Source organism: Lentzea nigeriaca, assembly GCF_016907955.1.
Taxonomy (GTDB): Bacteria; Actinomycetota; Actinomycetes; order Mycobacteriales; family Pseudonocardiaceae; genus Lentzea; species Lentzea nigeriaca.
This window is the reverse complement of record NZ_JAFBCX010000002.1, coordinates 574,381-599,688: the sequence shown is the minus strand read 5'-3', so window position 1 is coordinate 599,688 and position 25,308 is coordinate 574,381. Positions and strand designations below refer to the sequence as shown.

Below are 25,308 nucleotides of genomic sequence, written 5' to 3'. Positions count from 1 at the left end.
GCTCACTCCTGCTTCTGACCGGTCGCGAACCGGGTCACGATCAGCGCGAGGATGATCACCGCGCCGTACGAGGCCTTGATGTAGAAGCCGGACACGCCCTGCAGCCGCAGGATCTGCTCGACCAGGCCGAGCATCAGCACGCCTGACAAAGCGCCGAACAGCGTGCCCTTGCCGCCCTGCAGCGAGATGCCGCCGATCACCGCGGCCGCGAAGACCTGGAAGATCATGCCCTCGCCCTGCGTCGCGGCGACCGAGCCGAGCCGCCCGGTCATCAGGATGCCCGCGACGACGGCCAGAACGCTGCCGATGATCAGCACGATCCACACCACGCGGTCGACCCGGATACCCGCGGCCCGCGCGGCCTCCGAGTTGCCGCCGATCGCGTACAACGAGCGCCCGGCGCGCAGGTACTTCAGCACGAAGATGCCCACGGCGTAGCAGACGATGCAGATCCACACCGCCGCCGGCAGCCCGAGCCAGGTCGTGGAACCCAGGTACAGGAACGACTCCGGCACGTCGATCAGCGACTTGCCCTCGGTGATCGCGAGCTGCAGACCGCGCAGCATCGTCAGCATGCCCAGGGTCACCATGAACCCGGACAGCCCGACCTTCAGGATCAGGAACCCGTTCAGGCCACCGATCACGACGCCGATGAGCAGGCACAACGGCAACGCCATCCACGCCGCGAGCCCGACGTCGAGCCCACCGGCCGACGCGGGCACGATCAACGCGACCGCCAGCGCCGGCGCCAGGCCGACGGTCGACTCGAGCGACAGGTCCATCTTGCCGACGATCAGGATCATCGCCTGGCCGAGCACCAGCAACGACAGCTCGCTCTGCTGGGTCAGCACCGCGATCAGGTTGCCGGGCGTCAGGAAGATCGGCGACAACACGGCACCGACGATCAACAGGATGATGATCACCGGAACCAGCGCCAGGTCCTGGTACCGCGCGAACTGGAACTTCTGCTTCGGTGGCGGCGTAGGAGCCTGAACCGGCGGATTCATGGCCTTGGTCATTCCGAGCTCATTCCTTCAATGGCCGCGATGAGTTCCTGGTCGCGCCAGCCGCGCGCGAACTCACGCACGACCTGGCCGTGGAACATCACCAGAACACGGTCGCAAACCCGCAGGTCGTCCAGCTCGTCGGAGACGACGATCGCAGCCTTGCCCCTGCGCGCCTGCGCGTCGACGACCCCGAGCAGCGACTCCTTGGACTTCACGTCCACACCCGCGGTCGGGTTGATCAGCACCAGCACGGACGGGTCACCGGCGAGTGCCCGCGCCATCACGACCTTCTGCTGGTTGCCGCCGGACAGGTCGGACACCGGCTGGTCCGGTCCCGCGGCCTTGACGTCGTACGAGGCGATCGCGGTGGACCCAGCGGACCGTTGCGCCGACGGCCACACGAAGCGGCCGGCCGTGCTCATCGTCGCGTTCTCGGCGATCGACAGGTCCAGCACGAGCCCCTGGTGGTGCCGATCCCGTGGCACACAGCCGATTCCGGCCTTCAGGGCAGCCGGAACGTCACCGCCGCGAACCGAAGCACCGTCCACCGAGATCGAGCCGGACGACGGCTTGCGCAGCCCGTAGACCGTCTCGGCGAACTCGTGCTTGCCGGACGACGCGCTGCCCGCGAGCCCGATGACCTCGCCGCGCGTCGCCGACAGCGAGATGTCCGAAAAGGACTCACCGCTCAGCGCCGAGACCTTCAGGACCTCGTCGGCCGACGAAGGCCTGTCGTCACCGCTCGGCACGTTCAGGCCGCCCGCCTCACCGGTCATCGCCTCGATCAGGTCCGGTTTGGACATCTCGGCGACCGGCGCGGTGACGATGTGCCGCGCGTCGCGGTAGACCGTCACCGTCTGGCAGACCTCGTAGACCTCCTGCAGGTGGTGGGAGATGAACAGGAACGTCACTCCCTTGTCCTGCAACGACCTCATGCGGTCGAACAGCCGCTCGATCGCCGGGCCGTCGAGCTGCGCGGTCGGCTCGTCGAGGATCACGAACCGCGAGCCGATCGACAGCGCCCGTGCGATCTCCACCAGCTGCCGCTGCTCGACGGTCAACGCGGACACCAGCTCGTCCGGGTTGACCGCGACGTCGTAGGTCTCCAGCAGTTCGGTGGCCTGACGCTTCAGCTTCTTCCAGCTGATCAGGCGGCCCCCGAGGTCCTGCCGGTTGATGAACAGGTTCTCGGCGACGGACAGCTCCGGCACGACGGTCGACTTCTGGTAGACGCACGCGACGTGCCGCCGCCACGCCGCGCGGTCGGCGACGGGCGGCGCGGGTTCGCCGAAGAAGCTGACCTCGCCCGCGTCCGGCACCTGCATGCCGGTGAGGATCGAGACCAACGTCGACTTGCCCGCGCCGTTGCGACCGACGAGCGCGTGCGACTCGCCGGCCCGGATCTCGATGCCCACGTCGTCCAACGCGAGCGTCCGCCCGAACCGCTTCGTCACCCCACGTGCAATGGCTGCGAACTCACTCATTTGGCGATCTGGTTGCCCCAGAAGGCCTTGTCGTCCACGTTCTCCTTGGTGATCAGCGGTGCCGGGAGCTGGTCCTCCAGGCGGCCGCCACCGACGTCGACGATGGTGGAGTCGTGGTCGGTCTTGCCGGCCGAGAACGTCTTCTTCTCCACGGCCGCCTTGGCGTAGAACAGCGCCCACTGCGCGTAGAGGTCTGCGGGCTGCGACACGGTCGCGTCGATGTCACCCTTGCGGATGGCCTCCAGCTCGGACGGGATGCCGTCGTTGGAGACGATGAAGATGTGCTTGGGGTCGCTCGGCGGAACCAGCAGGCCCTTCTGCTTGAGCACCTGCAGCGTCGGGGTGAGGAACACGCCACCGGCCTGCATGTAGATGCCGGTGATGTCCGGGTGCTGGTTGAGCCTGGTCTGCAGGGCCGCCGACGCCTTCGGGCCCTCCCAGTCGGTCGGCTCCTCGAACACCGTGATGCCGGGGTAGTTCTGCTTCATGCAGGCGGCGAACGCCTCGGAGCGGTCACGGCCGTTGACCGACGACAGCGCGCCCTGGAACTCGATGACCTTGCCCTTGCCCTGCAGCTTGTCCCCGAGGAACTTACAGGCCTTCTCGCCGTACGCCTTGTTGTCGGCGCGCACGACCATGTACGTCTTGCCCTTGTCCGGGCGGGTGTCGACGGTGACCACCGGGATGCCGGCCTTGTCGAGCCGGTCCAGAGTGGACGCGATCGCGCCGGTGTCCTGCGGTGCCATCACGATCGCCTTGGCGCCCTGCGACTGCAGCGACTGCGCGTTGGCGACCAGGTTCTCCACCTTGTTCTGCGAGTTGGTGGGGTTCAGCAGGTTGATGCCGAGTTCCTTGGCCTTGTCCGGGAAGTACTTGATGTACGAGTTCCAGAAGTCGGAGTCGGCCCGCGGGTGGTCGGCACCGATCGGACCGACGCCGCCGGCAGCTGTTCCACCGGCATCACCGCTGCAGGCGGTCAATGTCAGCGCACCGGCGAGCGCGAGGCATACCGCGGCAGTGAGGTTGCGACGCTTCATCGTGTCATTTGCCTTTCATGACTGCTTGGGACGCAAGCGCAGGCCATACATGCCACCGTCGACAGCCAGGATGGTGCCCGCGGTGGAACCGGACAACGGGCTCGCCAGGTAGGCGATCGCGCCCGCGACCTCATCAGCGGAGACAAGACGCCCGTGCGGCTGGCGTGCCTCCAGCGCGGCCCGTTCGGCGGCGGGGTCCGGCGCCGAGTCGAGCAGACGGCCCACCCACGGGGTGTCCGCCGTGCCGGGAGCGACCGCGTTGACGCGAATGCCTTCGCGCACGTGGTCGGCGGCCATCGCGAGCGTCAGCGAGTACACCGCGCCCTTGCTGGCCGAGTAGAGAGCGCGCTGCGGGAGCCCGGCCCAGGCAGCGATGGAACAGGTGTTCACGATCGCCGGGGACGGCGACTTCCTCAGGTGCGGCAACGCGGCCCGCGACACGCGCACCATGCCGAGCACGTTGACGTTCATGACGCGCTGCCACTCGTCGTCACCGTTGGCCGTGACGTCGCCCTGCGCGCCGATGCCCGCGTTGTTCACGACGATGTCGAGGCGTCCGAACCGCCGCACGACCTCGTTGATCGCGGCCTTCACGCTCTCGTCGTCGGAGACGTCCGCGCGGATGCCGACGAGCGGGTCCTTGACGTCCGGGTTCAGGTCCAGCGCCGCGACCGTCGCGCCGCGCGACGACAGCAGGTTCGCCGTGGCGAGGCCGATGCCGGACGCACCGCCCGTGACGACGGCGACCAGTCCTTCGAAGTCAGTCACTCTCGTCCTCCATCACCGTCCACACCGGACCGTCGGGGAAGCGGTAGTCGGACAGCGTCTCGTCCTTGAGCTGAGCGGAGAATCCCGGCTCGGTGGGTGCCAGGTAGCGGCCGTTGTGGACGACGGCCGGGTCCAGGAAGTGCTCGTGCAGGTGGTCGACCCACTCGATCACGCGCTCGCCGATCTCGCCGGAGACGGCGACGTAGTCGAAGAACGACAGGTGCCTGACCAGCTCGCACAGGCCGACACCACCGGCGTGCGGGCAGACCGGCACGTCGAACTTCCTGGCGAGCAACAGGATCGCGATGTTCTCGTTCACACCGGCGACCCGGCAGGCGTCGAGCTGCAGCACGTCGATCGCGCCGGCCTGCAGGAGCTGCTTGAACACCACGCGGTTCTGCACGTGCTCGCCGGTGGCGATCCTGATCGGGGCCAGCGCGTCGGCGATCGCCCTGTGCGCCAGCACGTCGTCCGGCGAGGTGGGCTCCTCGATCCAGTACGGGTTGTACGGCGCCAGCTCGCGCATCCAGCGCACCGCCATGTCGACGTCCCAGCGCTGGTTCGCGTCCACCGCCACACGGATCTCGTCACCGACGACCTCGCGGGCGAGCTTCATCCTGCGCACGTCGTCGTCGAGGCTGCCGCCGACCTTGAGCTTGATCATGTCGAAGCCGTCGGCGAGTGCCTGCCTGGCGAGGCCGGCGAGCTTCTCGTCGGAGTAGCCGAGCCAGCCGGGTGACGTCGTGTACGCCGGATATCCGTCGCGGGCAATGGTTTCCACGCGCTCGACCTTGCCGTGCTCGACCTTGCGCAGAATCTGCAGCGCGTCGTCGGGCGTCAGCGCGTCGCTGAGATAGCGGAAGTCGACGAGGCTGACGATCTCCTCCGGCGACATCTGGGCGAGGAACCGCCAGACCGGCAGCCCGGCGCGGCGGGCGGCGAGGTCCCACGCGGCGTTGACGACCGCGCCGATCGCCATGTGCGCGACGCCCTTCTCAGGGCCGAGCCAGCGGAGCTGTGAGTCGCCGATCAGCTCGAAGTACAGCTCTCCCAGCGCTTTCGCGGTCTCCGGCACGTCCTTGCCGACGACGTGCGGCGCGAGTGCCTTGATGGCGGCTGCCTGCACGTCGTTGCCGCGGCCGATGGTGAACGCGAGCCCGTGCCCCTCCGGTCCGTCGTCGGTCCGCAGCACCACGTACGCGGCGCTGTAGTCCGGGTCCGGGTTCATCGCGTCGGAGCCGTCGAGCTCGCGCGACGTGGGGAACCGGATGTCCAGCACGTCCAGTGCGGTGATCTTCGGCATGGGTCAGGCCTGCCCGAGCGTCTGTCGTTGCCTGCCGAGGCCCTCGATCTCGAGCTCGACGACATCACCGGCAACCAGGTACGGCTTGGGCTCTGGCTGGCCGAGAGCCACTCCAGCGGGTGTACCCGTGTTGATGACGTCACCCGGACGAAGGACGAGGAACTGGCTCAGGTAGCGCACGATCTCCGCGACCGGGAAGATCATGCTCTTGGTGGACGAGTTCTGCTTGATCTCGCCGTTCACCCAGAGCCGCATCTCGAGGCTCTGCGGATCGGCGATCTCGTCAGCGGGTACGAGGAAGGGGCCGAGCGGGTTGAACGTCTCGCAGTTCTTGCCCTTGTCCCACGTCCCGCCGCGCTCGATCTGGAACTCGCGCTCGGAGACGTCGTGCGAGAGCACGTACGCGCCGACGCACGCCAGAGCGTCCTCTTCGGACTCGAGGTAGCGGGCGGTGCGCCCGATGACGACGCCGAGCTCGACCTCCCAGTCGGTCTTCACGGACCGGCGCGGAACGAGCACCTCGTCGTACGGACCCACGATCGTGTCCGGCGTCTTCAGGAACATCACCGGCTCGCCGGGGATCTCCGCGCCGGTCTCCTCCGCGTGGTCGCGGTAGTTGAGACCGATGCAGATGACCTTGCCGGGATGCGCGAGCGGCGGCCCCGTGCGGAGCCCTTCGGTGTTCAGGACCTCCAGCTCACCGGCTTCGAGGGCCGCGCGCACGCGGGCCACACCGTCGTTCGCGAGGAACGAGCCGTCGATGTCCGGGGTGATCGGCAGGAGGTCGTATGTGGTCCCGTCGTCGGTCCTCACTGCAGGACGTTCATCGCCGACCGGCCCCAGGCGCAATAGCTGCACGGCCGTTCCTCCTCTACTCACACCGCCGAAATACATCGGATGTATAGCCCCGCGAGGGCAGGTTCGTCTAGGTCTCAGCGCGAAGTCGTCCGATGACTAGGAGGGGTTGATCATGAACCTGGCGGCCGCATCACTCCTGGTGGGCGCACTTCTGGCACCATCCGGACCGGTCGAGCGTGTAACCGTTTTCGTCGAGTTGACCTCGGTCGCCGCCGTCGACACGGCGACTGTTACACAGGCGCGTTCAGCCCGTGAGCGAACTTCGGCGCAGGCTTCGCGGGTGGTCTCCCGGTCAGGTGGCCGGGAGGTCGCCCGAACGTCCAACGCCGTCCCCGGCGTCGTGCTGGCGGCAGAAAAATCCCGGCTGTCTTCTTTGTCGGCCATGCCCGAGGTGCGTGCCGTCCACCGGATGGTGCCGAAGAAGATCGCCAACGCGCACGCCGTCCGTCTGACCCGGACTTCCGAGGCGTGGAAGTCGTTCGGACGCTTCGGTGACGGCGTGCGGATCGGCGTGATCGATACCGGGATCGACTACCGGCACGCGGACTTCGGCGGCGGCTCGTACCCGAACGCGAAGGTCGTCGGCGGCCACGACTTCGCCGGTGACGCGTACACGGGGTCGTCGGCGTCCGTGCCGGAGCCGGACACCGACCCGCTGGACTGCGAGGGGCACGGCACGCACGTCGCCGGGACCGCGGCCGGGTTCGGCGTGAACCGCGACGGCTCCACCTATCGCGGCTCCTACTCGTCGATCGACCTCGACTCGGTGAAGATCGGGCCGGGGACCGCGCCTCGTGCGTTGCTCTACGCGTTGAAAGTGTTCGGGTGCAAGGGCGGCACGAACCTGACCGCGCAGGCGCTGGACTGGGCGCTCGACCCCAACGGCGACGGGGACTTCTCCGACCGGCTCGACGTGGTGAACCTGTCGCTGGGCAGCGATTTCGGCGCGTCCGACGACCCGGACTCGTTGTTCGTGCGCAAGCTGGTGCAGCACGGCGTGGTCATCGTCGCCGCTGCCGGGAACGGCGGCGACTTCTACGACGTGGCAGGCTCGCCGGGCAACTCGGCCGAGGCGATCTCGGTCGCCAACAGCCGGGACGCGTTCTCGATGCTGGACGGGCTGGAGGCTTCCGGCACACAGTGGCCTGGGCAGTACAGCCTGAACTACAAGGCGTCCTTCGACCTCACGCGGCCCGTCGTGCGGCTGTCATCCAATGTGGACGGTTGTCAGCCGATCTCGGAGCCGTTGGCGGGGAAGGTCGTCTGGCTGGAGTGGGACGACAACGACGCCACTCGCGTCTGCGGTTCCGGGGCCCGCACGGACAACGCGTGGAAGGCCGGGGCGGACGGGGTGTTGCTGACCACCTCGCTGCCGGTGTTCGCGGCCAAGATCGCCGGGAACGCGCACATCCCGGCGTTCCAGCTGACGGCCGGCGCCACCACCGCACTGCGTCCCGCACTGGAGGCCGGAGCGCTGACGGTCCACCTGACCTCCGGGTTGAAGCTCGCGGCGCCGTCACTGGATCCTTCGATCGCGGACACGATCACGCCTTCCTCGTCGCGGTCCCGTTCGTCGATCTCGGTGGCCGCGCCGGGTGACACGATCTTCTCCGCCGCCTCCGGGACGGCCTCGGACGGCGTTTCCCTGGGCGGCACCTCGATGGCTTCGCCGCACGTCGCCGGCATCGCGGCGTTGCTGCGCGAAGCCCATCCACAGTGGACGGTCGCGGAGGTCAAGGCCGCGTTGACGAACACCGCTTCCGGCGTGGTTCGTTCCGCTGACGGTGTGCGCGAGGCACCGATGCGGGTCGGGGCCGGTCGCGTCGACGGCCTCGCGGCGCTGTCGGCCGACGTGCTGGCGCTCGGCGACGCGTCGTTCGGCACGGTCGAGGTGGGCGGCCCGGTGCTGACCAGCCGAACCGTCCGGGTGGCCAACAAGGGAACCGCGCCCGTCCGCCTGCACGCGCGGTACGAGGCGATCACGTCGGTGCCTGGCGTGTCCTTCCAGGTCATCCCGCCGTACGTGGTGGTGCCGCCGGGCGGGTCGGCGCCGGTGTACGTGCAGCTGCGGATCTGGAACCCGGCGGCGTTGCGCAAGACACCGGACCCCACGGTGTCACTGGAGGAGGGACGGCAGTACCTGGCGGAGGCGTCCGGCCTGGTGATGTTCTCCGGCGACCGCTCGCTGCGGGTGCCCGTGTACGCGGCGCCGAAGCCGGTGTCGCGCCTGCGCGTGGTCGCCGGACGAGTCGTCGGCCAGGGCCTCGATCAGCAGGACTACCGCGCGCGCATGACAGTCCTGCAGCTCGGCGCCCGCTCCGACCGGTTGCCGGACTGCGGCCAGGGCGTGCAGGACGACTGCGCCGTCAACCGCACGGCCCGCGGCGGCGACCTGCGCTACGTCGGCGCTACGGCGACCCCCGACCTGCTGGCGTTCGGCATCGCGACCTGGGACACCTGGACCAACCTCGGCGGCAACACCAAGCCTCAGGTCCGCTTCTCGGTGGGCGGCAAGGACTTCGTCACCACGGCCGTGAAGCCGACGAACGCCGCGGACGAGGTGACGGCCGACATCTGGCTCGCCCGCACCGTCGTCGCCGGCACCGACGAGGTCGTGGACGAGCAGCCCCTGAACGGCCTGGACGGCTCCACCGACACGAACGTGTTCGACAGCGACGTCGTGGTGCTGCCGGTCTCCCGCTCGGTCCTGCCGCCGGGCCCGGTGACCTACACCGTCGGTGTCGACGGCCGCTACACCGCACCAGCGGACTCCGACGAGCTGATCGACGTTGCCCCTCCCGCCGTCTTCGCCTACGAGGTGCTCGTCCCGTCACTGTCCACAGTGGTACATCCGGGTGATCCAGTTCCGGCTGGATCGTTGGTGCTGTTCCACCACAACGCAACCGGTAACCGCGCGCTGACCAGGTGACACCCGGTTGGGTGTGCCCGAGCGGACCGTCTCTCGGCATACTCGGTCGATATGGATCTGGTGGTCGGACTCGACGCGGGCGGCACGTCAACCAGGGCGCTGGTGCTGGACCTCGACGGCGCCCGCCTGGGCCAGGGCGTGGCGGGCGGCGCGAACCCCAACTCGCACCCGCCCTCGGTGGCCGCGGCCCACATAGGCGAGGCCCTGGCGGAAGCCCTGGACGGCCTCGACTCCCGCAAGGTCCGCTCCGGCGTCCTGGGCATGGCAGGCGCCTCGAAGATGTCCGACCCCGCGGTGTTGGAGCTCTTCCAACAGGCCTGGGAAAGCGCGGGCCTGCACTGCCCGATGCGCGTGGTCACCGACTGCGAGGCCGCCTTCGCCACCGGCACCTCGTCCCCGGACGGCACGGTCCTCGTGGCGGGCACGGGTTCCATCGCGGGCCGCATCGCCGACCACCGCATGGTCGCCCAGTCCGGCGGCTACGGCTGGCTGATCGGCGACGACGGCTCGGCGTTCTGGCTGGGCCGCGAAGCCGTGCGGGCAACGCTCCGGCTGCTCGACCTCGACGCGCCTCTCGAAGGCCTTGCCACGGCGGTGCTGACCGCGGCCGGCGCACGGACCCGTGGCCAGCTGATCAACGCGGTCAACGCGCGGCCTCCCATCACGTTGGCCCAGTTCGCTCCCCTGGTCAGCGCCGCTTACCACCACGGGGACCCGGAAGCGCTGACGCTCGTCGCGTCGGCCGCCCGGCTGCTCGCCGACACGGCCTCCGCGGTCCGCCTGCCGTCCGACACCTCACCGATCGTGCTGGTGGGTTCTCTGATCAAGACGCCCGTCGGCACGCATCTGAAGCAGGAACTGCTCACTCGCTGCAACGCTCAGGTGATCATGGCGACCGAAGGTGCGGCGGGCGCGGCCTGGCTGGCGGCCGTTGACGTGCTCGGGCCCACCGCGCCGCGCCCGGCTTGAGCAAGGTCACAGCGCAGCGAACACGGTTCGTCACGTTGCGCCACCGTCGATGTGCCAAAGTGCAGCGGTGATCCACATCCTCGCGGCCGGCCCCGACCCTTTCGAACTCCTCGGCAGCCTGTTCGGATTCGCCATCATCCCGATCATCGTCATCGCGGTGATCGTCTCGTCTCGTAACAGCCGGAAGAACCGCGAGCGGCAGCAACAGCAGTACTGGCCCCAGCAGCAGTACTACGCACAGCAGCAACAACAGCAGTTCCAGCAGCCCTACCCGCCGCAGCAGCAGTACCCGTACCAGCCCCAGCAGCCGCCATACCCGCCGCAGCACTGAAATCCACAACAGTTGAAGTCGACAACACGGCCATCCGTCAGGTCGAACTGCACATATGCCTGGTAGAAGTCGTCCCTGCCGAGTTCGGCCCCGTGCAGCACCGACTTCGCACCGTTCCAGCCAAGCTGACGGACGCGGCCCTGACCTGCGTAGTCGGCACCTCGGTCGAATGTTTTTCTGCCTACGACACTCTCGATTTCGCGAGGTCGAAAATGACATTGGGCACCGGCATGCGGGCGAACGTAGCAGGAGTAGGTTCTCTCTTCGTGGAGGACGATTTCGACGTCGTACCCGACCTCGCTGAACTCGGACTGCCGGACGAGCTGCCGCCGATCCGGATACCCGCCTTCGCGACGCTGGCGCAGCATGCGCGCGCCAGTGCATTGCTGACCAAGGCCAAGCAGGCTGCGACCTGGTTCGACGGTCGCGAGGTGCAGGTAGAGGACTATCAGCTCAGCACCGCCGACGTCGCCGCCGCGAGCGTCGCGCTCGGGTGCTCCGGCCGGGAGTTCCTGTTCCTGATCGAACTCGCGGAAGAAGCCGGGTTCGTCGACACGACGGAGGACGACCTGAAGCCGGCCGCAGGCCTCGACGACGACTCCGACGAGGAGACGGTCGACGCCTGGGATGCGGCGCTCGAGTTCGTTCTGGTCGAGTCGGTCTGGTGGGACGGCGAGCTCGAAGCAGGGGTCGATCCCGATCTCGGAGCGGCCGGACCCGCCATGATGTTCGGCCTGTTCCTCGCGGGTGAGAGCGGCCTCCCCCGCAAGGAGTTGCCCGACCTCGTCAGGTCCGGCCTCACGGGCGAGGACCCGCTCACGACCTACGACCCCGTTCCGGCGCTGCTGGACCGACTGGGCGGCCTGGGCGCGGTGGAGATCGACGACGAGGGCATCGTGCGGCTGACGCCACTCGCGTTGTGGGCGATGCGCGAACGCTATGTCGCGTTGGGGATCGACATCGCGGTGTTGCGACCAGCCGAGCAGATGACCGCGGCGGATCTTCTCGCCGCCGGGCCGTCGCTCACCGAGGAGGAGCTCGACACCGAGTCCCGAAATTGGTTCGCGCTGCGCAGTCCGCAACAGGCGGGCGAGGAGCTCCTCGCTGCGACGGCGACGGGCGATGCCGTCGACAGGATGTTCGCCGTCCACCTGATCAAGTCGAACGGGCTGGGCACCGAGCAGCTGTGGCGATCGGCGCTGGAGATGCCGGAGATGCGCCCGTACGCCAAGGTCGAGCTGTCCGACGAGGAACCGGACGTCGCCGAGCTGGCGTGGCTCCTCACCGACGTGCTGGCCGCGACGGGTGACGTCGAGGAGTCGTTCTCCTCAGCGGTGCCTGCCGGTCGCGAGCAGGAGATCTTCGACGCGATGTGGCGGCTGCCGCATCCGGAGGTCGCCGAAGTGCTCGCCATGATCGGCGAGGAGCATCCAGACAAGAAGATCGCGAAAGCGGCCAGGAAAGCAGCCTTCAAAGCAAGATCGTGAAACATGGAGCTGCTCCATGGCTCCCACCTTCAGGCAGATTCGGCCGGAAATGATGGAGCGAAAAGCCTGGCCGTGCCTAGTTTCCTGGCATGCCCAAAAGATCGTCCAGTGTGGTGGGACGGGAGTTCGGCAACGGCGTGCGCGCCATCAGCGCCAGGACCGGGTTGCCCCACCGCCGCCTCGCCGAACCGCTCGGCCGGCAGGAAGCCAAGATCTCGAGGAACGCGAGCACCTGCTGGCACTGTTCCGCGAGTCGGGCGCACATCCCTGTGTCGGCGGACGCGTGGTCGGCCTTCCTGAGGCTTACGACCAGCCTGACCTGAGCACTACGCTTGGGCCTCGCCTGGAGCGGCCACCGGCAGTCCAAGGCCGACGGCCGCAGTCGCCAGCCGCTTGTCGTAGGTGACGAATGCGGTGATCTTCTTGTCCGACGCGACCAGCAACTCGGCCGTGGCGAGATGGATCGCGTCCAACGATCGCAGCATCGGATCGGCGTACGCGGCTACTGTCGCACGTACAGCGGCGTTGATGTCCGCGCGGTGCAACCGGGCGAGCACACCGGCGACAGCGCCCAGCACACCCGGTGAGCTGCGCCGAAGAGCGCGAGGCAACTCCACCTCGATCAGCGCGGACGACACCAGGGACTGGTCGATGCGGTTGTTCAGCCATTCGACCAGCGCCGCGGTCTCACGCTCCTCACATACCAGCTTCACGACCGCAGCCGTGTCGAGGTAGATCACCAGCGTTCCTCATCGCGCATGGCCGAGAGCAACTCACCCGCATCCGCACCCGGCTCCGCCTTTGCACGCGGCATCGGGATGGGACCCGAGATTGTCGGCGGTGTGACCACTCCCGCGGAGATCAGGTCGTCGAGTTCTCCTTCGACCACGGGCACGATCCGTGCGATCGGCTTGCCGCGGTTAGTGATCTCGACCGTCTTACCCCGCTCGACGAGCTCCAGCACACCAGCGGTGTTCTGGTTCAACGTGCGAATCGGGATCTGCTCCATGAACCGATAGTACTACAACTCGTACTACATGCGGTTCGGCACCTGCGGATGACGGAACCCCGGATGGCCTGACGGCAGCGCACGCCGCAGCAGCCACCCCGACACCACGATGCAGACGATCTGCAGCGGCCACGACAACGCGACTCGCAGAGTGGCCAGCCAGTAGATCTGGGCATCGAGCCACAACGGCGTGAAGACGGCGACCCGCAGCACGTACTGCCCGACCCAGGCCCAAGAGGCGACCGAGTAGGCGCGCAGAAGCGCAGGATCCCGCCGCCACCGCGTCTTCTGCCCGAGCAGCGTCCCCACCACCACGCCGAGCAACGGCCAGCGCACCGCGATGGAGCCTGCCCACGCGAGGGCTGAGGCCACGTTGGACAGCAGCTGGATGAGGAAGAAGTCCTCGACGCGCCCTGTGTAGAGCGCGACCAGGGAGGCAGCTACCACCAGCAGCACGGAAAGTATGACCGCGCGGGGTTTTTCGCCGCGTACGAAGCGCACGACGCCAATGACGATGCCGCAGACGATGGCGGCGACGGCGCCCGCGCCGATCGAGTGTCCCCACAGCAGCCAGCCCGCGACGAACGCCAGTGGCGGCAGGGAGGCGTCGAGGGCGCCGCCCCGGCCTCCGAGCAGTGATGCGAGCGACTCCTGGCGCACGTCGGTCATGCTTCCAGACTGCCTTAGGTGAACCTAAGTCAGGTAACGGACCCATATCGGGGATTGACCGCGGTGAACCAGGTCACTACCGTCTCCACGAAATCGTCTGGAAAGTTAACAGACAGGAGCGGATCTAATGCGTGCCGGAAGCCCACGACTGCTGCGGGAGATCAACGACCGCGCAGCCATCGAGGCTCTGCTGCGCAACGGGCCGCTGACCAGGTCGGAGTTGGAACGCCTGATCGGTCTTTCCAAGCCGGCGACCGCACAGCTGCTCACCCGGCTGGAAACCGCCGACACCGTGGTTCGCAACGGACTGCGCGGTGGTGGACGCGGGCCGCGTGCCCAGCTGTGGTCGGTCAACGGGACCCTCGCGCACATCGCGGCCATCGACCTCACCCCCGAGACGGTCGACATCGCGATCGCGGACATCTCCGGTGCCGTGCTCACCGAGCACAAGGCGCCGATGCCCGTGAAGCACGGTGTGCTCGAGGCGTTCGTGAGCGCGGTCGGCAAGGCCTGCGGGCAGGCAGGTCTGCAGCCCGACCAGCTGCTGCACGTCGTGGTGGGCTGTCCCGGCGCGGTGAACCCCGCGAACGGCGAGCTCGCCTACGCGCCACATCTGCCCGGCTGGAACGGTTTCGACATGCCCGGCCGGTTGCGCGAGCAGCTCGCGGCCCCGGTGAGCGTCGAGAACGACGTCAACCTCGTCGCGTTGGAGGAGATGGTCGCCGGACGGGCCACGGAGGTGCGCGACTTCGTCGTCATCTGGCCCGCTGACCTCGTCGGTGCCGCCGTCGTGATCAACGGAGTGCTGCTCAGAGGCGCTTCCGGTGGTGCGGGCGAGATCGACGGGCTGATGATCCCCGACCGCGCCTGCGCCGACACCGACACCGACCGCTCCGGCGGCACGTTCGGTGAGCTGCTCAGCAACGCGTCGATCTGCAAGCTCGCCAGGGCTCACGGGCTCGCCGCGCGCAACGCCCAGGCGGTCGTGCGCAAGGCGTTGGCCGCGGGGCCGGCGGGCCGGGAGTTCCTGGTCGATCTCGCCAGGCGCATCGCCACGGGCGTGGCCAGCGTCGTCGCGGTGCTCGACCCGGAACTCATCCTCCTGTCCGGCGACATCGCCCAGGCAGGGGGAGCCACGCTGAACGATCTCGTTGCCGCGGAACTGCGGCAACTGGTGGTGCCGAGGACGCCTGTCCAGCTGGCCCTGGTGACCGGGAAGCCGGTGCGCAGCGGCGCACTGCACTCGGCGCTGGCCGTCGCACGCGAGCAGGTGTTCGGACTGCCGGCAGCCACCACGGCTCCATTCCGCGGCCCTGTGGTCGCCGGGTCCCCACGTTGATCGAGAAGGAGTGCACATGCGCAAGCACACCCGTGCTGCCTTGCTCTGTGTCGCCGCAGGAATGGCTACAGCGCTGACCCTCACCGCATGTGCGGCGGGCAAGGGTGGCGGCGCGAGTTCCGACGCCGCCGCTGCTCCTGGCAAGGACGACAAGCTGACCCTCACGGTCTGGAGCAACTACTCCGACCGCGAGTACGAAGAGGTCACCAAGGCTCTCAAGACGTTCAACAAGAAGTTCCCGAACATCGAGATCAAGCACGAGGGCTCGCAGGACGACGACAAGATCACCGCGGGCATCCGCTCGGGCAACACGCCTGACGTCGCGCTGTCGTTCACCACCGACAACATCGGCCAGTTCTGCTCTTCCGGCGCGTTCCAGCCGCTGAAGCCGTACCTCGACCGCGACAAGGTCGACCTGAACCAGATCTCCCCCGCGGTCCGCGAGTACACCGAGTACAAGGGCAACCGCTGCGCGATGCCCATGCTCACCGACGTCTACGCCATGTACTACAACACCGGCATGTTCGGCGAGGCCGGCATCTCGGCCCCGCCGAAGACGCTGGACGAGCTGTTCGAGGCCGCGAAGAAGCTGACCAAGAAGGCGCCGAACGGCGACATCCTGGTCGCGGGTTACCTGCCCACCATGGGCTTCTACGCCAACCGCCCGACCATCCTGGCTCCGTCGTTCGGTGCCGAGTGGGAGAAGGACGGCAAGTCGTCGCTCGCGAGCTCGCCCGGCTTCACCGAGATGATGACGTTCCAGAAGAAGCTCGTGGACTTCTACGGTTTCGACGCGCTGGAGCGCTTCCGCGCCGGTCTGGGCCAGGAGTACTCGGCCGACCACGCGTTCCACCAGGGCAAGATCGCGATCATGATGGACGGCGAGTACCGCACCGCCTTCCTCAAGGCCCAGGCGCCGCAGATCAAGTTCGGCACGGCTCCGTTCCCGACCTGGAAGCCCGCCGACTACGGCACCGCGTTCACTACCGGCACGATCATGGGAATTCCCAAGGGCGCCAAGAACCCCGGCGCCGCGTGGGAGCTGATCAAGCACCTGTCGTTCGACACCGACACCATCGTCGACCTGTCCAACGCCATCAAGAACGTGCCGAGCACCAAGGCCGCGATGGAGAGTCCGAAGCTCGAGGTGGACGAGCAGTTCAAGACGTTCATCGACCTGGCCAAGAGCGACAAGCTCAAGGGCAACCCGGTCACCCCGATCGGTGACGCGCACATCAAGGCCGTCACGGACTTCGCGGTTTCGTACACCTCCGGCAAGGTCCCGGACCTCGCCGCCGGTCTGAAGGAAGTCGACAAGAACATCGACGACCAGATCGCCAAGAGCGGCAAGTAGGGATTCGCAGGATGACCGCCACGCTCGGCGCCCGTCCCGCCCCCGGCAGGGGGCGGGCACGTGCCCGCCACCGTCTCACCGTGCTCGGGTTCATGGCCCCGGCCATCATCGGCTTCGTCCTGTTCTTCGGTTATCCGCTGATCGCCACGGTCGTCTTCTCGTTCACGAAGTACGACCTGATCAACGCGCCGGAGTTCAACGGCCTCGACAACTACACGTACATGTTCAAGGATCCCCTGCTCATCAAGGCGATCACGAACACGCTGTGGTTCGTCGTGGTGCTCACGATCGCGCGGACGGTGTTCGCGCTGGGCGTGGCATCGGTCATCGCTCGTCTGAAGTCGGGCGTGGGGTTGATCCGCACGCTCTGCTACCTGCCCTCGCTGGCGCCGCCGGTGGCCGCGACACTGGTGTTCTTCATGGTGTTGCGCCCCAACGGCGGCCCGGTGGACAACCTGCTCGGCGTCTTCGGGATCGACTCGCCGCTGTGGTTCTCGGACCCGGCGTGGGCCAAGCCCGGCATCACGGCGATCATGCTGTGGATCTCCGGTGACCTGATGATCATCATTCTGGCCGCGATCCTCGACGTGCCGCAGGAGCAGTACGAGGCAGCCGAGCTCGACGGCGCGGGCCCGATCCGGCGGTGGTGGCACGTCACGCTGCCGACGATCTCGCCCGTGCTGCTCTTCGGCATCGTGAACTCGGTGATCCTCGCGTTGCAGCTCTTCACGCAGGCGGTGGTCGCGGGGTCGGCCGGCTCGGGTGCGGCGGACGCGACGGGATCGACCAAATATCTCGGTTTCCCGGACAACTCCACGCTGACGTTCCCGGTTTACCTGTACACGCAAGGCTTCCGCTACTTCGACATGGGCTACGCGGCCGCGATGGCCACGGTCCTGTTCATCATCTCGTTCGCCGTGACCATCGTGCTGGTGCAGCGGATGCGCAAGAACTCCACCGCCGAGGAAGGAGGTCCGGGAGCATGACCGCCACGCTGGCCAAACCACCGGTCGACGTCACCGCGGATCCGGAGCAGCCGCCCCGCAAGCGCGACATCGGCGGTTTCCTCAACTGGGTCGCCACCCATGCGATCGGCCTCGCGCTCGGCCTGATGTTCGCCACGCCGGTGGTGTTCGTCTTCCTCACCGCGGTGATGTCCGACGACCAGGCGTTCACCGCGGACCTGTGGCCGCGCGAGTGGCACTGGGAGAACTTCGTCGAGGTCTTCGACAAGGCACCGCTGTTCCAATACTTGATCAACAGCCTCACGTACTCGCTGCTCGCGACCGCGGGCATGCTGATCTCGTCGATCCCCGCGGCCTACGCGCTCGCGAAACTCCAGTGGCGCGGCCGGAACCTGGCCTTCCTGCTGGTCATCGGCGCGATGATGCTGCCGCCCCAGGTCGTGGCCGTGCCGCTTTACGACACGTGGTCCTCGCTCGGCCTGACGGGCACGCTGTGGCCGTTGATCGTGCCGTACTTCCTGTTCGACGCGTTCAGCATCTTCCTGCTGCGCCAGTTCATGCTCACGATCCCGCAGTCCTATGTGGACGCGGCGAGGGTGGACGGCTGCTCGGAGTTCCAGGCGCTGGTCCGGATCATCGTGCCGATGGCGAAGCCCGGCATCGCGGCCACCGCGCTGTTCTGCTTCCTCTTCACCTGGAACGACTACTTCGGCCCGTTGCTCTACACCGGCGAAGTGAAGGACCAGTGGACGTTGTCACTGGCGCTGGCGACGTTCAAGGGCATGCACATCGTCCAGTGGAACTCGTCGATGGCGGTGACGTTCCTGACGATGATCCCGGCCGTCGTCCTCTTCGTCTTCGCCCAGAAGTCGTTCGTCAAGGGCATCACGTTCACGGGAGTCAAAGGTTGACTTCTCCCTCGCGCACGAGAGAACTCCTACGGCTCACGCCGCAGGCTTTCTGTTTCGACGCCGAAAGCCCGCTCGGAGGATTCCGTTGAGGTCTTACACCGGCTCCACAGACCGACACCGCCAGCCCGGCGGGCGTGGACGCCATGGCGCCTTGGCGGCGAACCGGCGATCAGCGCTCTGTTCCGCAGAGGTTCGATTCATCCCCGCCCTGACGGACGGGATCTGCTCGGAGGACTTCAGATGAAACTCACCGTCGTCGGTGGCGGGTCCACCTACACACCTGAGCTGATCGACGGCATCGCCGGCCGTCGCACCAGCCTGGCGGTGGACGAGATCGTCCTCGTCGACCCGGACGAGCACCGCCTGTCGATCGTCGGCCCGTTCAGCCAGCGCCTGCTGGAGCACGCGGGCCACCCGGCGAAGGTGCGCACCACCACGTCGCTCGAAGAAGGCGTCGAGGGCGCGTCCGCGGTGCTGTTGCAGCTGCGCGTCGGCGGCCAGGCGGCGCGTGCTTCGGACGAGACGTTTCCGCTGACCTGCGGTTGCGTCGGCCAGGAGACCACCGGCGCCGGAGGCCTCGCCAAGGCCCTGCGGACGGTGCCGGTGGTCCTGGACATCGCGGACAGGGTGCGGCGCACCGCCGGGCCCGACACGTGGATCGTGAACTTCACGAACCCGGTCGGCATCGTCACGCGGGCGCTGCTGCAGCACGGGCACAAGGCGATCGGCCTGTGCAACGTGGCGATCACGTTCCAGCGCTGGACCTCCGGCCTGCTCGGTGTCGATCCGTCCACTGTGGAGCTGGAGCACGTCGGCCTGAACCACCTCACGTGGGAGCGCGGCGTCTACGTCGACGGCGTGGACCGGCTGCCGGAGCTGCTCTCCGACCACGTCGAGGGACTCGCTGAGCACATCGGCATCGACGGCGCGTTGATGCGGCGCCTGAACATGGTGCCGTCGTACTACCTGAACTACTTCTACAACCACGACGCCGTCGTGAAGAAGCAGCTGACCGAACCGCCGCGTGCCGAGGTCGTCGCGGCGGTCGAGAAGGAACTGCTCGACATCTACGGCGACCTGTCGGTCGTGACGAAGCCGGACCAGCTCTCGCAGCGCGGCGGCGCGTACTACTCCGAGGCGGCCGTGCAGCTGGTGCACGCGCTGACGGGCGGCAACGAGGCCGAGAAGCACGTGGTGAACGTGCGGAACAACGGCACGCTCCCGTTCCTGCCCGACGACGCCGTGATCGAAGTTTCGTCCACTGTGGATTCTTCTGGTGGCGTGCCGCTGCCGGTCCGTCCTGTGGAGCCATCCATCTCCGGCCTGATCTCGCACGTGACCGCGTACGAGTACCTGGCGCTGGAGGCGGCGATCCACGGCGGTCGGGACCGCGTGGCGAACGCGCTGCTCGCCCACCCGCTGATCGGCCAGCACGCCATCGCGGACCAGCTGGCCGACGAGCTGATCGCGCAGAACCGCGATCTGCTGCCGTGGGTGAAGGGAGCCTGACACCGATGACCGACCGGGTGCTCGCCATCGACGGCGGGAACAGCAAGACCGCTGTGCTGCTGGTCGACGCGGACGGCAAGGTGCTCGCGCAGGTGCGCGGCCCCGGCGCCCCGCCGCAGACCGTCGGCATGAAGCGCGGACTCGACGTGTTCGAGGGACTGGCACGCGAGGCCGCGGCTCAGGCGGGACTGTCCCCCGACGAGCCGATCGCCGCGCACACCGCCGCCTTCCTCGCCGGGGCCGACCTGCCCCGTGAGGAGGAGGACCTGACGCGCGCGATCTCCGAGCGAGGCTGGTCCACGACGACGTTCGTCGGCAACGACACGTTCGCCTTGCTGCGCGCCGGCACCACGTCCGGCGTCGGTGTCGCCGTGGTGTGCGGCGCCGGCATCAACGCCGTCGGCGTGGCCCACGACGGCCGCACCCACCGCTTCCCGGCCCTGGGTGCCATCTCCGGCGACTGGGGCGGCGGGGGCCAGCTCGGCAACGACGCCCTGTGGCACGCGGTCCGTGCGGAGGACGGCCGCGGCAAGCCCACCGAGCTGCTGCCCGCTCTGCTGGAGCATTACGGCGAAACGTCCATCCTCACGGTGGTCGAGAAGATCCACTTCGAGGAGATCGCGCTCGACCCGCACGCCCTCTGCCCGCTGGTCTTCGAGGTCGCCGCCCGCGGCGATGCCGTTGCCCTGGCCCAGATCGACCGCCTGGTGGAGGAGATCGTGCTGCTCTCCACCGTCTCCATGCGCAAGCTCGACCTGATGGACGAGCCGGTCGACGTCATCCTCGGCGGCGGCGTCCTGACGAACACGGGCGAGGTGGTGGTGGGCCCGGTCCGCGAGAAGGTGCTGGAGGTCGCGCCGCTCGCCCAGGTGCGGGTGGTCGACGTGCCCCCGGTGGTGGGCGCGGCACTGGCCGGGCTCGACTTCATCGGTGCCTCGCCGGGCGCGGAGCTGAGGCTGCGCTCGGCCTACGACGATCACCAGCCGGCTGCGGCGTCCGCGTTGGACGTGGCGGCCAGCGGGTGATGTGAAGCCCCGTCTCAGGGGGTAGATCGGCGGCGGCGCCCCCTGAGACGGTCCCAACCCCACTGCTCGGGGCAGATCGGCGGCGGCGTCCCGGGCAGTGGCCCAAGCCCTTTCCGAGGGGGAGCTGATCGGCGGCGGCGCTCCCCTTCGGAAAGGTCCCACCGCTTCCGCAGCGACCTCACGCGCCGAGGTCGCTGCGGAGGTTTCCCGTTCGACGAACGGCTTTCAGCGGATAACGTTCGGGTAATGCCCTGCGCCCGGCGTGAGCCGCGGGTCGCCTCGCTTCGTAGACCGAAGCATGAGTGGGAACGCGAGCACGTCGGGGCTCCCGTGGAGAACGACCACTAGGGTCCGCACTGTGCTGAGACGTCTTTCCCGCACGATGTTGTCCTTCGCGCTCGGTGCGGGCGTGGTCCTGCCGTTCGTCATCGCCTCCGCACCCGCCGCCGGCGCGGCTCCGTGCGACGCACCGGTGACCAACGCGGTCCTGTGCGAGAACACCAAACCCGGTACGTCCGGCTGGCTGGTGCCCTCGCGGGACAACTCGATCGTCGGCTTCACCACCGACATCAGCACCACACCGGGCGGTCGCGTCGACTTCAAGGTCCTGACCTCCGCGCCCGCCTACACGATCGACATCTACCGGCTCGGCTGGTACGGCGGCCTCGGTGCCCGGCGGGTCGGTCAGATCGGCCGCGACACGCCCCAGACCCAGCCGTCCTGCCTGCGGGACACGCCGACCGCGCTCATCGACTGCGGCAACTGGGCGGTCTCGTTGAGCTGGGACGTGCCGTCCGACGCGGTCTCCGGCATCTACTACGCCCGTGTCCGGCGCCCCGACACCGGCGCCCAGAACGAGATCGTGTTCGTCGTGCGGGACGACGCTTCCCGTTCCAAGATCCTCTTCCAGACCGCCGACGCGACGTGGGTGGCCTACAACCGTTACGGCGGCAACAGCCTGTACTTCGGTGACGGTCCCGGACAGGGCGGTTCGGCGTACAAGGTGAGCTACAACCGCCCGATCACCGGCGGTGGCGGCGAGGAGAACTTCGTCTTCAACGCCGAGTACCCCATGCTGCGCTTCCTGGAGGCGAACGGCTACGACGTGAGCTACACGACCGACGCCGACACGGCGCGCCGAGGTCAGCTCATCAAGAACCACCGGGTGTTCATGCCGGTCGGGCACCCCGAGTACTGGTCGAACGAACAGCGCGCCAACGTGGAAGCCGCCCGTGACGCCGGTGTGCACATGGCGTTCCTCACCGGCAACGAGTTCTTCTGGAAGACCCGCTGGGAACCCAGCATCGACTCCTCCCGGACCGACTGGCGCACGATCGCCTGCTTCAAGGAGACCAAGGGCACCCAGAGCGACGGGCTGAGCGACTGGACCGGCACGTGGCGCGACCCGCGGTACAGCCCGCCGCAGGACGGCGGCCGCCCCGAGAACGCCTTGCTGGGCAACCTCTTCACCGTCAACGGCCGCCGCGACGACGCGCTGCAGGTGCCGGCCGCGTACGGGAAGATGCGGCTCTGGCGCCACACCGACCTGCAGTCGCTGGCGTCCGGTGCCACGTACTCCTTCAAGCCCGGCACGCTCGGCTACGAGTGGAACAGCGTGGAGGACAACGGTTTCCAGCCCGCGGGCGTCGCGCAGCTCTCGCGCACGACGGTCGACATGCAGGGCTACTACGTGCTGAAGAACCACGGCGACGAGTACGGCTCCGGGGTCAAGACGCACGCGATCACCTACTACCGGCACCCCGGTGGATCGCTCGTGTTCGCCGCCGGGACGGTGCAGTGGGCATGGGGCGTCGACGACGAGCACGCGTACCGCACCACCACGCCCACGTCCGACGTCCGGATGAAGCAGGCCACCGTCAACTTCCTGGCGGACATGGGCGTTGTCGCCGCCTCGCTGCAGCCGGGCCTGACCGCGGCGACCCCGAGCACCGACACCGCGCCGCCCGGCGTGTCGATGACCTCGGTGCCCGGGCAGTCCACCGTCGGCCAGCCGTACACGTTCTCCGGCACGGTGACCGACGCCGCAGGCCAGGTCGCGGGGGTCGAGGTGTCCACCGACGGCGGAACCCGCTGGCACCCGGCGACGTGGCAGGCCGGGCAGACGACCTGGAGCTACACCTACACGCCCGCGCAGTCGGGCACGGCACGCCTGCGGGTCCGCGCCGTCGACGACTCGGCCAACCTCTCCGCACCGATCGGCGCGGACCCCGGCGTGGCCTCGCGAGTGTGTCCGTGCGGTGTCTTCGGCTCCGCCGACACACCGGCGGTCGCCTCGGCGGCCGACAGCGCCGCGGTGGAACTCGGCATGAAGTTCCGCGCCACCACTTCCGGCTACGTGCGGGGAGTGAGGTTCCACAAGGGCGACGGCAACACCGGGACGCACACCGGTTCGCTCTGGTCGAGCAGCGGTGAGCAGCTGGCCACCGGCACGTTCACCGGCGAGACGGCGAACGGCTGGCAGACCCTGCTGTTCGCGGCCCCGGTGGCGGTGCGGGCGAACACCACCTACGTCGTCTCGTACTTCACCCCGACCGGACGGTTCTCCTACGACTCCGAGTACTTCTTCCGCAGGAACAAGCAGCTGGAACCGCTGACCGGCCTGGCGTCCGATGTGGACGGACCGAACGGGGTCTTCCGCTACGGCACCGGGTTCCCGAACAACTCGTTCAACCAGACCAACTACTGGGTCGACGTGGTGTGGGCGCCGGATCCCGGCTCGGACACCCGCGCACCGGTCAGGACGACCAGTTCGCCCCTCCCGGACGCCGGTTCGGTCGCACTGACCACGACGGTCTCGGGCACGTTCGACGAGGCGGTGACGCCGAACTCCGTGCAGTTCACCGTCACCGGTCCGAACGGTGCGGTCTCCGGCACGACCTCGTTGACCGCGGACGCGCGGACGGTCACGTTCACACCGGCGGCTCCGTTGGCCGCGGCGACGACCTACAGCGCGTCGGTGCGAGCCGCGGACGCCGCCGGCAACCTGTCCGCGGCGGCCACGTGGAAGTTCACCACCGGTTCGCCGCGTCCGGCGGCGTGCCCGTGCACCGTCTGGGACGACTTCACCGCACCGGCCACCGCGGACTCCGGTGACACCAACCCGGTCGAGGTCGGCACCAAGGTCCGCTTCGACACCGGCGGCCAGGTCCACGGCGTCCGGTTCTACAAGGGCGTGGGCAACACCGGCACCCACACCGGAACCCTGTGGTCCTCGACCGGTCAGCCGCTCGCGACCGGCACGTTCACCGCGGAGACCTCGTCCGGCTGGCAGAAGCTGGTGTTCACCTCGCCGGTCGCCGTGCAGCCGAACACCACGTACGTCGTGTCGTACTACGCCCCGAACGGCAGGTACTCGGTCAGCTCCGGCTACTTCAACGGCCAGGGCGCGGGCTACAAGTCGTTGTACGCCTTGGCGAACGGCACGGACGGAGGCAACGGCGTCTACCGCTACGGCAGCGGCGGCGGGTTCCCGAACTCGTCGTACAACGCCACGAACTACTGGGTCGACGTCATCTACCGCGGCGCCACCGACGGGGACGGCGAAGCCCCACCGCCGGCGCCGACGCTGACGAACCGCTCACCGGCAGCCGACGCGACGAACGCAGGCCTGGCGGCGCCGCTGACGGCGACGTTCAGCGGGCCGGTCTCCGCCGACTCCGCCCAGATCTGGCTGACCGACCCCAGGGGCGACCGGCTGACCGGCACGGTGTCGCTGTCGGCCGACCGGAAGACCGTCACCTGGCAACCGGCCGGTCCGCTCGCACCGGCTACGCGCTACCGGGCGCACCTGGACCTGGGCGACGCGACCGGCGACCCAGCGCTGGACTGGGACTTCACCACCACGGCAACGCCGACCTGCCCGTGCTCGATGTTCAGCACGGCGACCGTGCCCGCCAAGACGTCCGCGGACGACGGCAACGCCTACGAGCTCGGCATCAGGTTCTCGCCGACGCGTTCCGGTCAGATCACCGGCGTCCGGTTCTACAAGGGCGCGGGCAACACCGGCACCCACACCGGGTCGCTGTGGAACTCCTCCGGCCAGCGTCTCGCGACCGGCACGTTCACCGACGAGACCGCGACCGGGTGGCAGACCTTGACCTTCGCGCAGCCGGTGGCCATCAGCGCGGGCCAGACCTACATCGCGTCCTACACGACCACCACGGGCCACTACGCCGTGAACCTCGGGTACTTCGCGGCCGGTCCGGTCACCTCACCGATGCTGGTCGCCCCAGCGGAGCAGAACGGCGTGTTCGCCTACGGGTCCGGGTTCCCCTCGAACACCTACGCGAACGCCAACTACTGGGTGGACGTGGTCTTCGAACCCAGCTAGTGC

At 68.3% G+C, this 25,308-nt stretch carries 21 protein-coding genes; 12 read left to right on the top strand and 9 right to left on the bottom strand.

The features are described from left to right. Window positions 1-2: 2 nt before the first annotated feature. The 6 genes from JOD27_RS09220 to JOD27_RS09195 are packed head-to-tail and all read right to left on the bottom strand — an operon-like array spanning window position 3 to window position 6,457. Complete coding sequence (locus tag JOD27_RS09220) at window positions 3-1,019, bottom strand: ABC transporter permease (RefSeq protein WP_239566666.1); 1,017 nt, start codon at window positions 1,017-1,019, stop codon at window positions 3-5. After that, window positions 1,016-2,491 (bottom strand): sugar ABC transporter ATP-binding protein, encoded by a 1,476-nt coding sequence (locus JOD27_RS09215; RefSeq protein ID WP_204761692.1) that lies wholly within the window; start codon window positions 2,489-2,491, stop codon window positions 1,016-1,018. The genes JOD27_RS09220 and JOD27_RS09215 overlap by 4 nt, the downstream gene beginning before the upstream one ends. After that, window positions 2,488-3,528 (bottom strand): sugar ABC transporter substrate-binding protein, encoded by a 1,041-nt coding sequence (locus tag JOD27_RS09210; RefSeq protein WP_204761691.1) that lies wholly within the window; start codon window positions 3,526-3,528, stop codon window positions 2,488-2,490. The genes JOD27_RS09215 and JOD27_RS09210 overlap by 4 nt, the downstream gene beginning before the upstream one ends. A 15-nt stretch (window positions 3,529-3,543) precedes the next feature. Beyond that, on the bottom strand, window positions 3,544-4,296 hold the full coding sequence (locus JOD27_RS09205) for an SDR family NAD(P)-dependent oxidoreductase (protein WP_204761690.1): 753 nt from the start codon (window positions 4,294-4,296) through the stop codon (window positions 3,544-3,546). Beyond that, on the bottom strand, window positions 4,289-5,599 hold the full coding sequence (locus JOD27_RS09200) for an enolase C-terminal domain-like protein (RefSeq protein ID WP_204761689.1): 1,311 nt from the start codon (window positions 5,597-5,599) through the stop codon (window positions 4,289-4,291). Before JOD27_RS09200 ends, JOD27_RS09205 begins: the two co-directional genes overlap by 8 nt. A gap of 3 nt (window positions 5,600-5,602) precedes the next feature. After that, a complete protein-coding gene (locus tag JOD27_RS09195; protein ID WP_204761688.1) occupies window positions 5,603-6,457 on the bottom strand; it encodes a fumarylacetoacetate hydrolase family protein in 855 nt (284 codons plus the stop codon). Window positions 6,458-6,839: 382 nt separating this feature from the next. On the opposite strand from JOD27_RS09195, the gene JOD27_RS09190 reads away from it, so the two are divergent. The 5 genes from JOD27_RS09190 to JOD27_RS09170 all read left to right on the top strand — a co-directional run bounded on the left by JOD27_RS09190 (window position 6,840) and on the right by JOD27_RS09170 (window position 12,496). Next, on the top strand, window positions 6,840-9,386 hold the full coding sequence (locus JOD27_RS09190) for a S8 family serine peptidase (RefSeq protein ID WP_239566664.1): 2,547 nt from the start codon (window positions 6,840-6,842) through the stop codon (window positions 9,384-9,386). 51 nt (window positions 9,387-9,437) lie between these two features. Further along, window positions 9,438-10,355, top strand: coding sequence for an N-acetylglucosamine kinase (locus tag JOD27_RS09185; protein WP_204761686.1), 918 nt, complete (start codon window positions 9,438-9,440; stop codon window positions 10,353-10,355). Window positions 10,356-10,422: 67 nt separating this feature from the next. Then, entirely contained in the window at window positions 10,423-10,686 is a 264-nt protein-coding gene (locus JOD27_RS09180; protein ID WP_204761685.1) for a hypothetical protein, read from the top strand. 266 nt (window positions 10,687-10,952) lie between these two features. Next, complete coding sequence (locus JOD27_RS09175) at window positions 10,953-12,173, top strand: hypothetical protein (protein ID WP_204761684.1); 1,221 nt, start codon at window positions 10,953-10,955, stop codon at window positions 12,171-12,173. An 89-nt stretch (window positions 12,174-12,262) separates the two neighbouring features. Continuing rightward, window positions 12,263-12,496, top strand: a complete 234-nt coding sequence (locus JOD27_RS09170) for a hypothetical protein (protein ID WP_204761683.1) — start codon at window positions 12,263-12,265, stop codon at window positions 12,494-12,496. Between the two features lie 3 nt (window positions 12,497-12,499). On the opposite strand, the gene JOD27_RS09165 is transcribed toward JOD27_RS09170, so the two are convergent. The 3 genes from JOD27_RS09165 to JOD27_RS09155 are packed head-to-tail and all read right to left on the bottom strand — an operon-like array spanning window position 12,500 to window position 13,851. Then, window positions 12,500-12,913, bottom strand: coding sequence for a type II toxin-antitoxin system VapC family toxin (locus tag JOD27_RS09165; RefSeq protein WP_204761682.1), 414 nt, complete (start codon window positions 12,911-12,913; stop codon window positions 12,500-12,502). Then, complete coding sequence (locus JOD27_RS09160; protein ID WP_204761681.1) at window positions 12,910-13,182, bottom strand: type II toxin-antitoxin system Phd/YefM family antitoxin; 273 nt, start codon at window positions 13,180-13,182, stop codon at window positions 12,910-12,912. Before JOD27_RS09160 ends, JOD27_RS09165 begins: the two co-directional genes overlap by 4 nt. Before the next feature lie 24 nt (window positions 13,183-13,206). Beyond that, window positions 13,207-13,851, bottom strand: coding sequence for a DUF3159 domain-containing protein (locus JOD27_RS09155; RefSeq protein ID WP_204761680.1), 645 nt, complete (start codon window positions 13,849-13,851; stop codon window positions 13,207-13,209). A 127-nt stretch (window positions 13,852-13,978) separates the two neighbouring features. Between JOD27_RS09155 and JOD27_RS09150 the strand changes: the two genes are divergently transcribed. The 7 genes from JOD27_RS09150 to JOD27_RS09120 all read left to right on the top strand — a co-directional run bounded on the left by JOD27_RS09150 (window position 13,979) and on the right by JOD27_RS09120 (window position 25,305). After that, window positions 13,979-15,190, top strand: coding sequence for an ROK family transcriptional regulator (locus JOD27_RS09150; protein ID WP_204761679.1), 1,212 nt, complete (start codon window positions 13,979-13,981; stop codon window positions 15,188-15,190). A 16-nt stretch (window positions 15,191-15,206) separates the two neighbouring features. Then, window positions 15,207-16,544 carry an ABC transporter substrate-binding protein gene (locus JOD27_RS09145; protein WP_204761678.1) on the top strand — a complete coding sequence of 446 codons (1,338 nt, stop codon included), beginning with the start codon at window positions 15,207-15,209 and terminating at the stop codon, window positions 16,542-16,544. An 11-nt stretch (window positions 16,545-16,555) separates the two neighbouring features. Then, complete coding sequence (locus JOD27_RS09140; protein WP_204761677.1) at window positions 16,556-17,530, top strand: carbohydrate ABC transporter permease; 975 nt, start codon at window positions 16,556-16,558, stop codon at window positions 17,528-17,530. Next, a complete protein-coding gene (locus tag JOD27_RS09135; RefSeq protein WP_204761676.1) occupies window positions 17,527-18,420 on the top strand; it encodes a carbohydrate ABC transporter permease in 894 nt (297 codons plus the stop codon). Before JOD27_RS09140 ends, JOD27_RS09135 begins: the two co-directional genes overlap by 4 nt. A gap of 240 nt (window positions 18,421-18,660) precedes the next feature. Next, on the top strand, window positions 18,661-19,929 hold the full coding sequence (locus tag JOD27_RS09130; RefSeq protein ID WP_204761675.1) for a 6-phospho-beta-glucosidase: 1,269 nt from the start codon (window positions 18,661-18,663) through the stop codon (window positions 19,927-19,929). Between the two features lie 5 nt (window positions 19,930-19,934). After that, entirely contained in the window at window positions 19,935-20,954 is a 1,020-nt protein-coding gene (locus JOD27_RS09125) for an N-acetylglucosamine kinase (protein WP_204761674.1), read from the top strand. A 358-nt stretch (window positions 20,955-21,312) separates the two neighbouring features. Continuing rightward, window positions 21,313-25,305, top strand: a complete 3,993-nt coding sequence (locus JOD27_RS09120) for a DUF4082 domain-containing protein (RefSeq protein WP_307830023.1) — start codon at window positions 21,313-21,315, stop codon at window positions 25,303-25,305. Window positions 25,306-25,308 lie beyond the last annotated feature (3 nt).

Coding starts and splice junctions, on each gene's coding strand:
- JOD27_RS09220 (WP_239566666.1), bottom strand. CDS start 1,019: ATGACCAAGGCCATGAATCCGCCGGTTCAGGCTCCTACGCCGCCACCG.
- JOD27_RS09215 (WP_204761692.1), bottom strand. CDS start 2,491: ATGAGTGAGTTCGCAGCCATTGCACGTGGGGTGACGAAGCGGTTCGGG.
- JOD27_RS09210 (WP_204761691.1), bottom strand. CDS start 3,528: ATGAAGCGTCGCAACCTCACTGCCGCGGTATGCCTCGCGCTCGCCGGT.
- JOD27_RS09200 (WP_204761689.1), bottom strand. CDS start 5,599: ATGCCGAAGATCACCGCACTGGACGTGCTGGACATCCGGTTCCCCACG.
- JOD27_RS09190 (WP_239566664.1), top strand. CDS start 6,840: ATGCCCGAGGTGCGTGCCGTCCACCGGATGGTGCCGAAGAAGATCGCC.
- JOD27_RS09185 (WP_204761686.1), top strand. CDS start 9,438: ATGGATCTGGTGGTCGGACTCGACGCGGGCGGCACGTCAACCAGGGCG.
- JOD27_RS09170 (WP_204761683.1), top strand. CDS start 12,263: ATGCCCAAAAGATCGTCCAGTGTGGTGGGACGGGAGTTCGGCAACGGC.
- JOD27_RS09160 (WP_204761681.1), bottom strand. CDS start 13,182: ATGGAGCAGATCCCGATTCGCACGTTGAACCAGAACACCGCTGGTGTG.
- JOD27_RS09155 (WP_204761680.1), bottom strand. CDS start 13,851: ATGACCGACGTGCGCCAGGAGTCGCTCGCATCACTGCTCGGAGGCCGG.
- JOD27_RS09150 (WP_204761679.1), top strand. CDS start 13,979: ATGCGTGCCGGAAGCCCACGACTGCTGCGGGAGATCAACGACCGCGCA.
- JOD27_RS09145 (WP_204761678.1), top strand. CDS start 15,207: ATGCGCAAGCACACCCGTGCTGCCTTGCTCTGTGTCGCCGCAGGAATG.
- JOD27_RS09140 (WP_204761677.1), top strand. CDS start 16,556: ATGACCGCCACGCTCGGCGCCCGTCCCGCCCCCGGCAGGGGGCGGGCA.
- JOD27_RS09135 (WP_204761676.1), top strand. CDS start 17,527: ATGACCGCCACGCTGGCCAAACCACCGGTCGACGTCACCGCGGATCCG.
- JOD27_RS09130 (WP_204761675.1), top strand. CDS start 18,661: ATGAAACTCACCGTCGTCGGTGGCGGGTCCACCTACACACCTGAGCTG.
- JOD27_RS09125 (WP_204761674.1), top strand. CDS start 19,935: ATGACCGACCGGGTGCTCGCCATCGACGGCGGGAACAGCAAGACCGCT.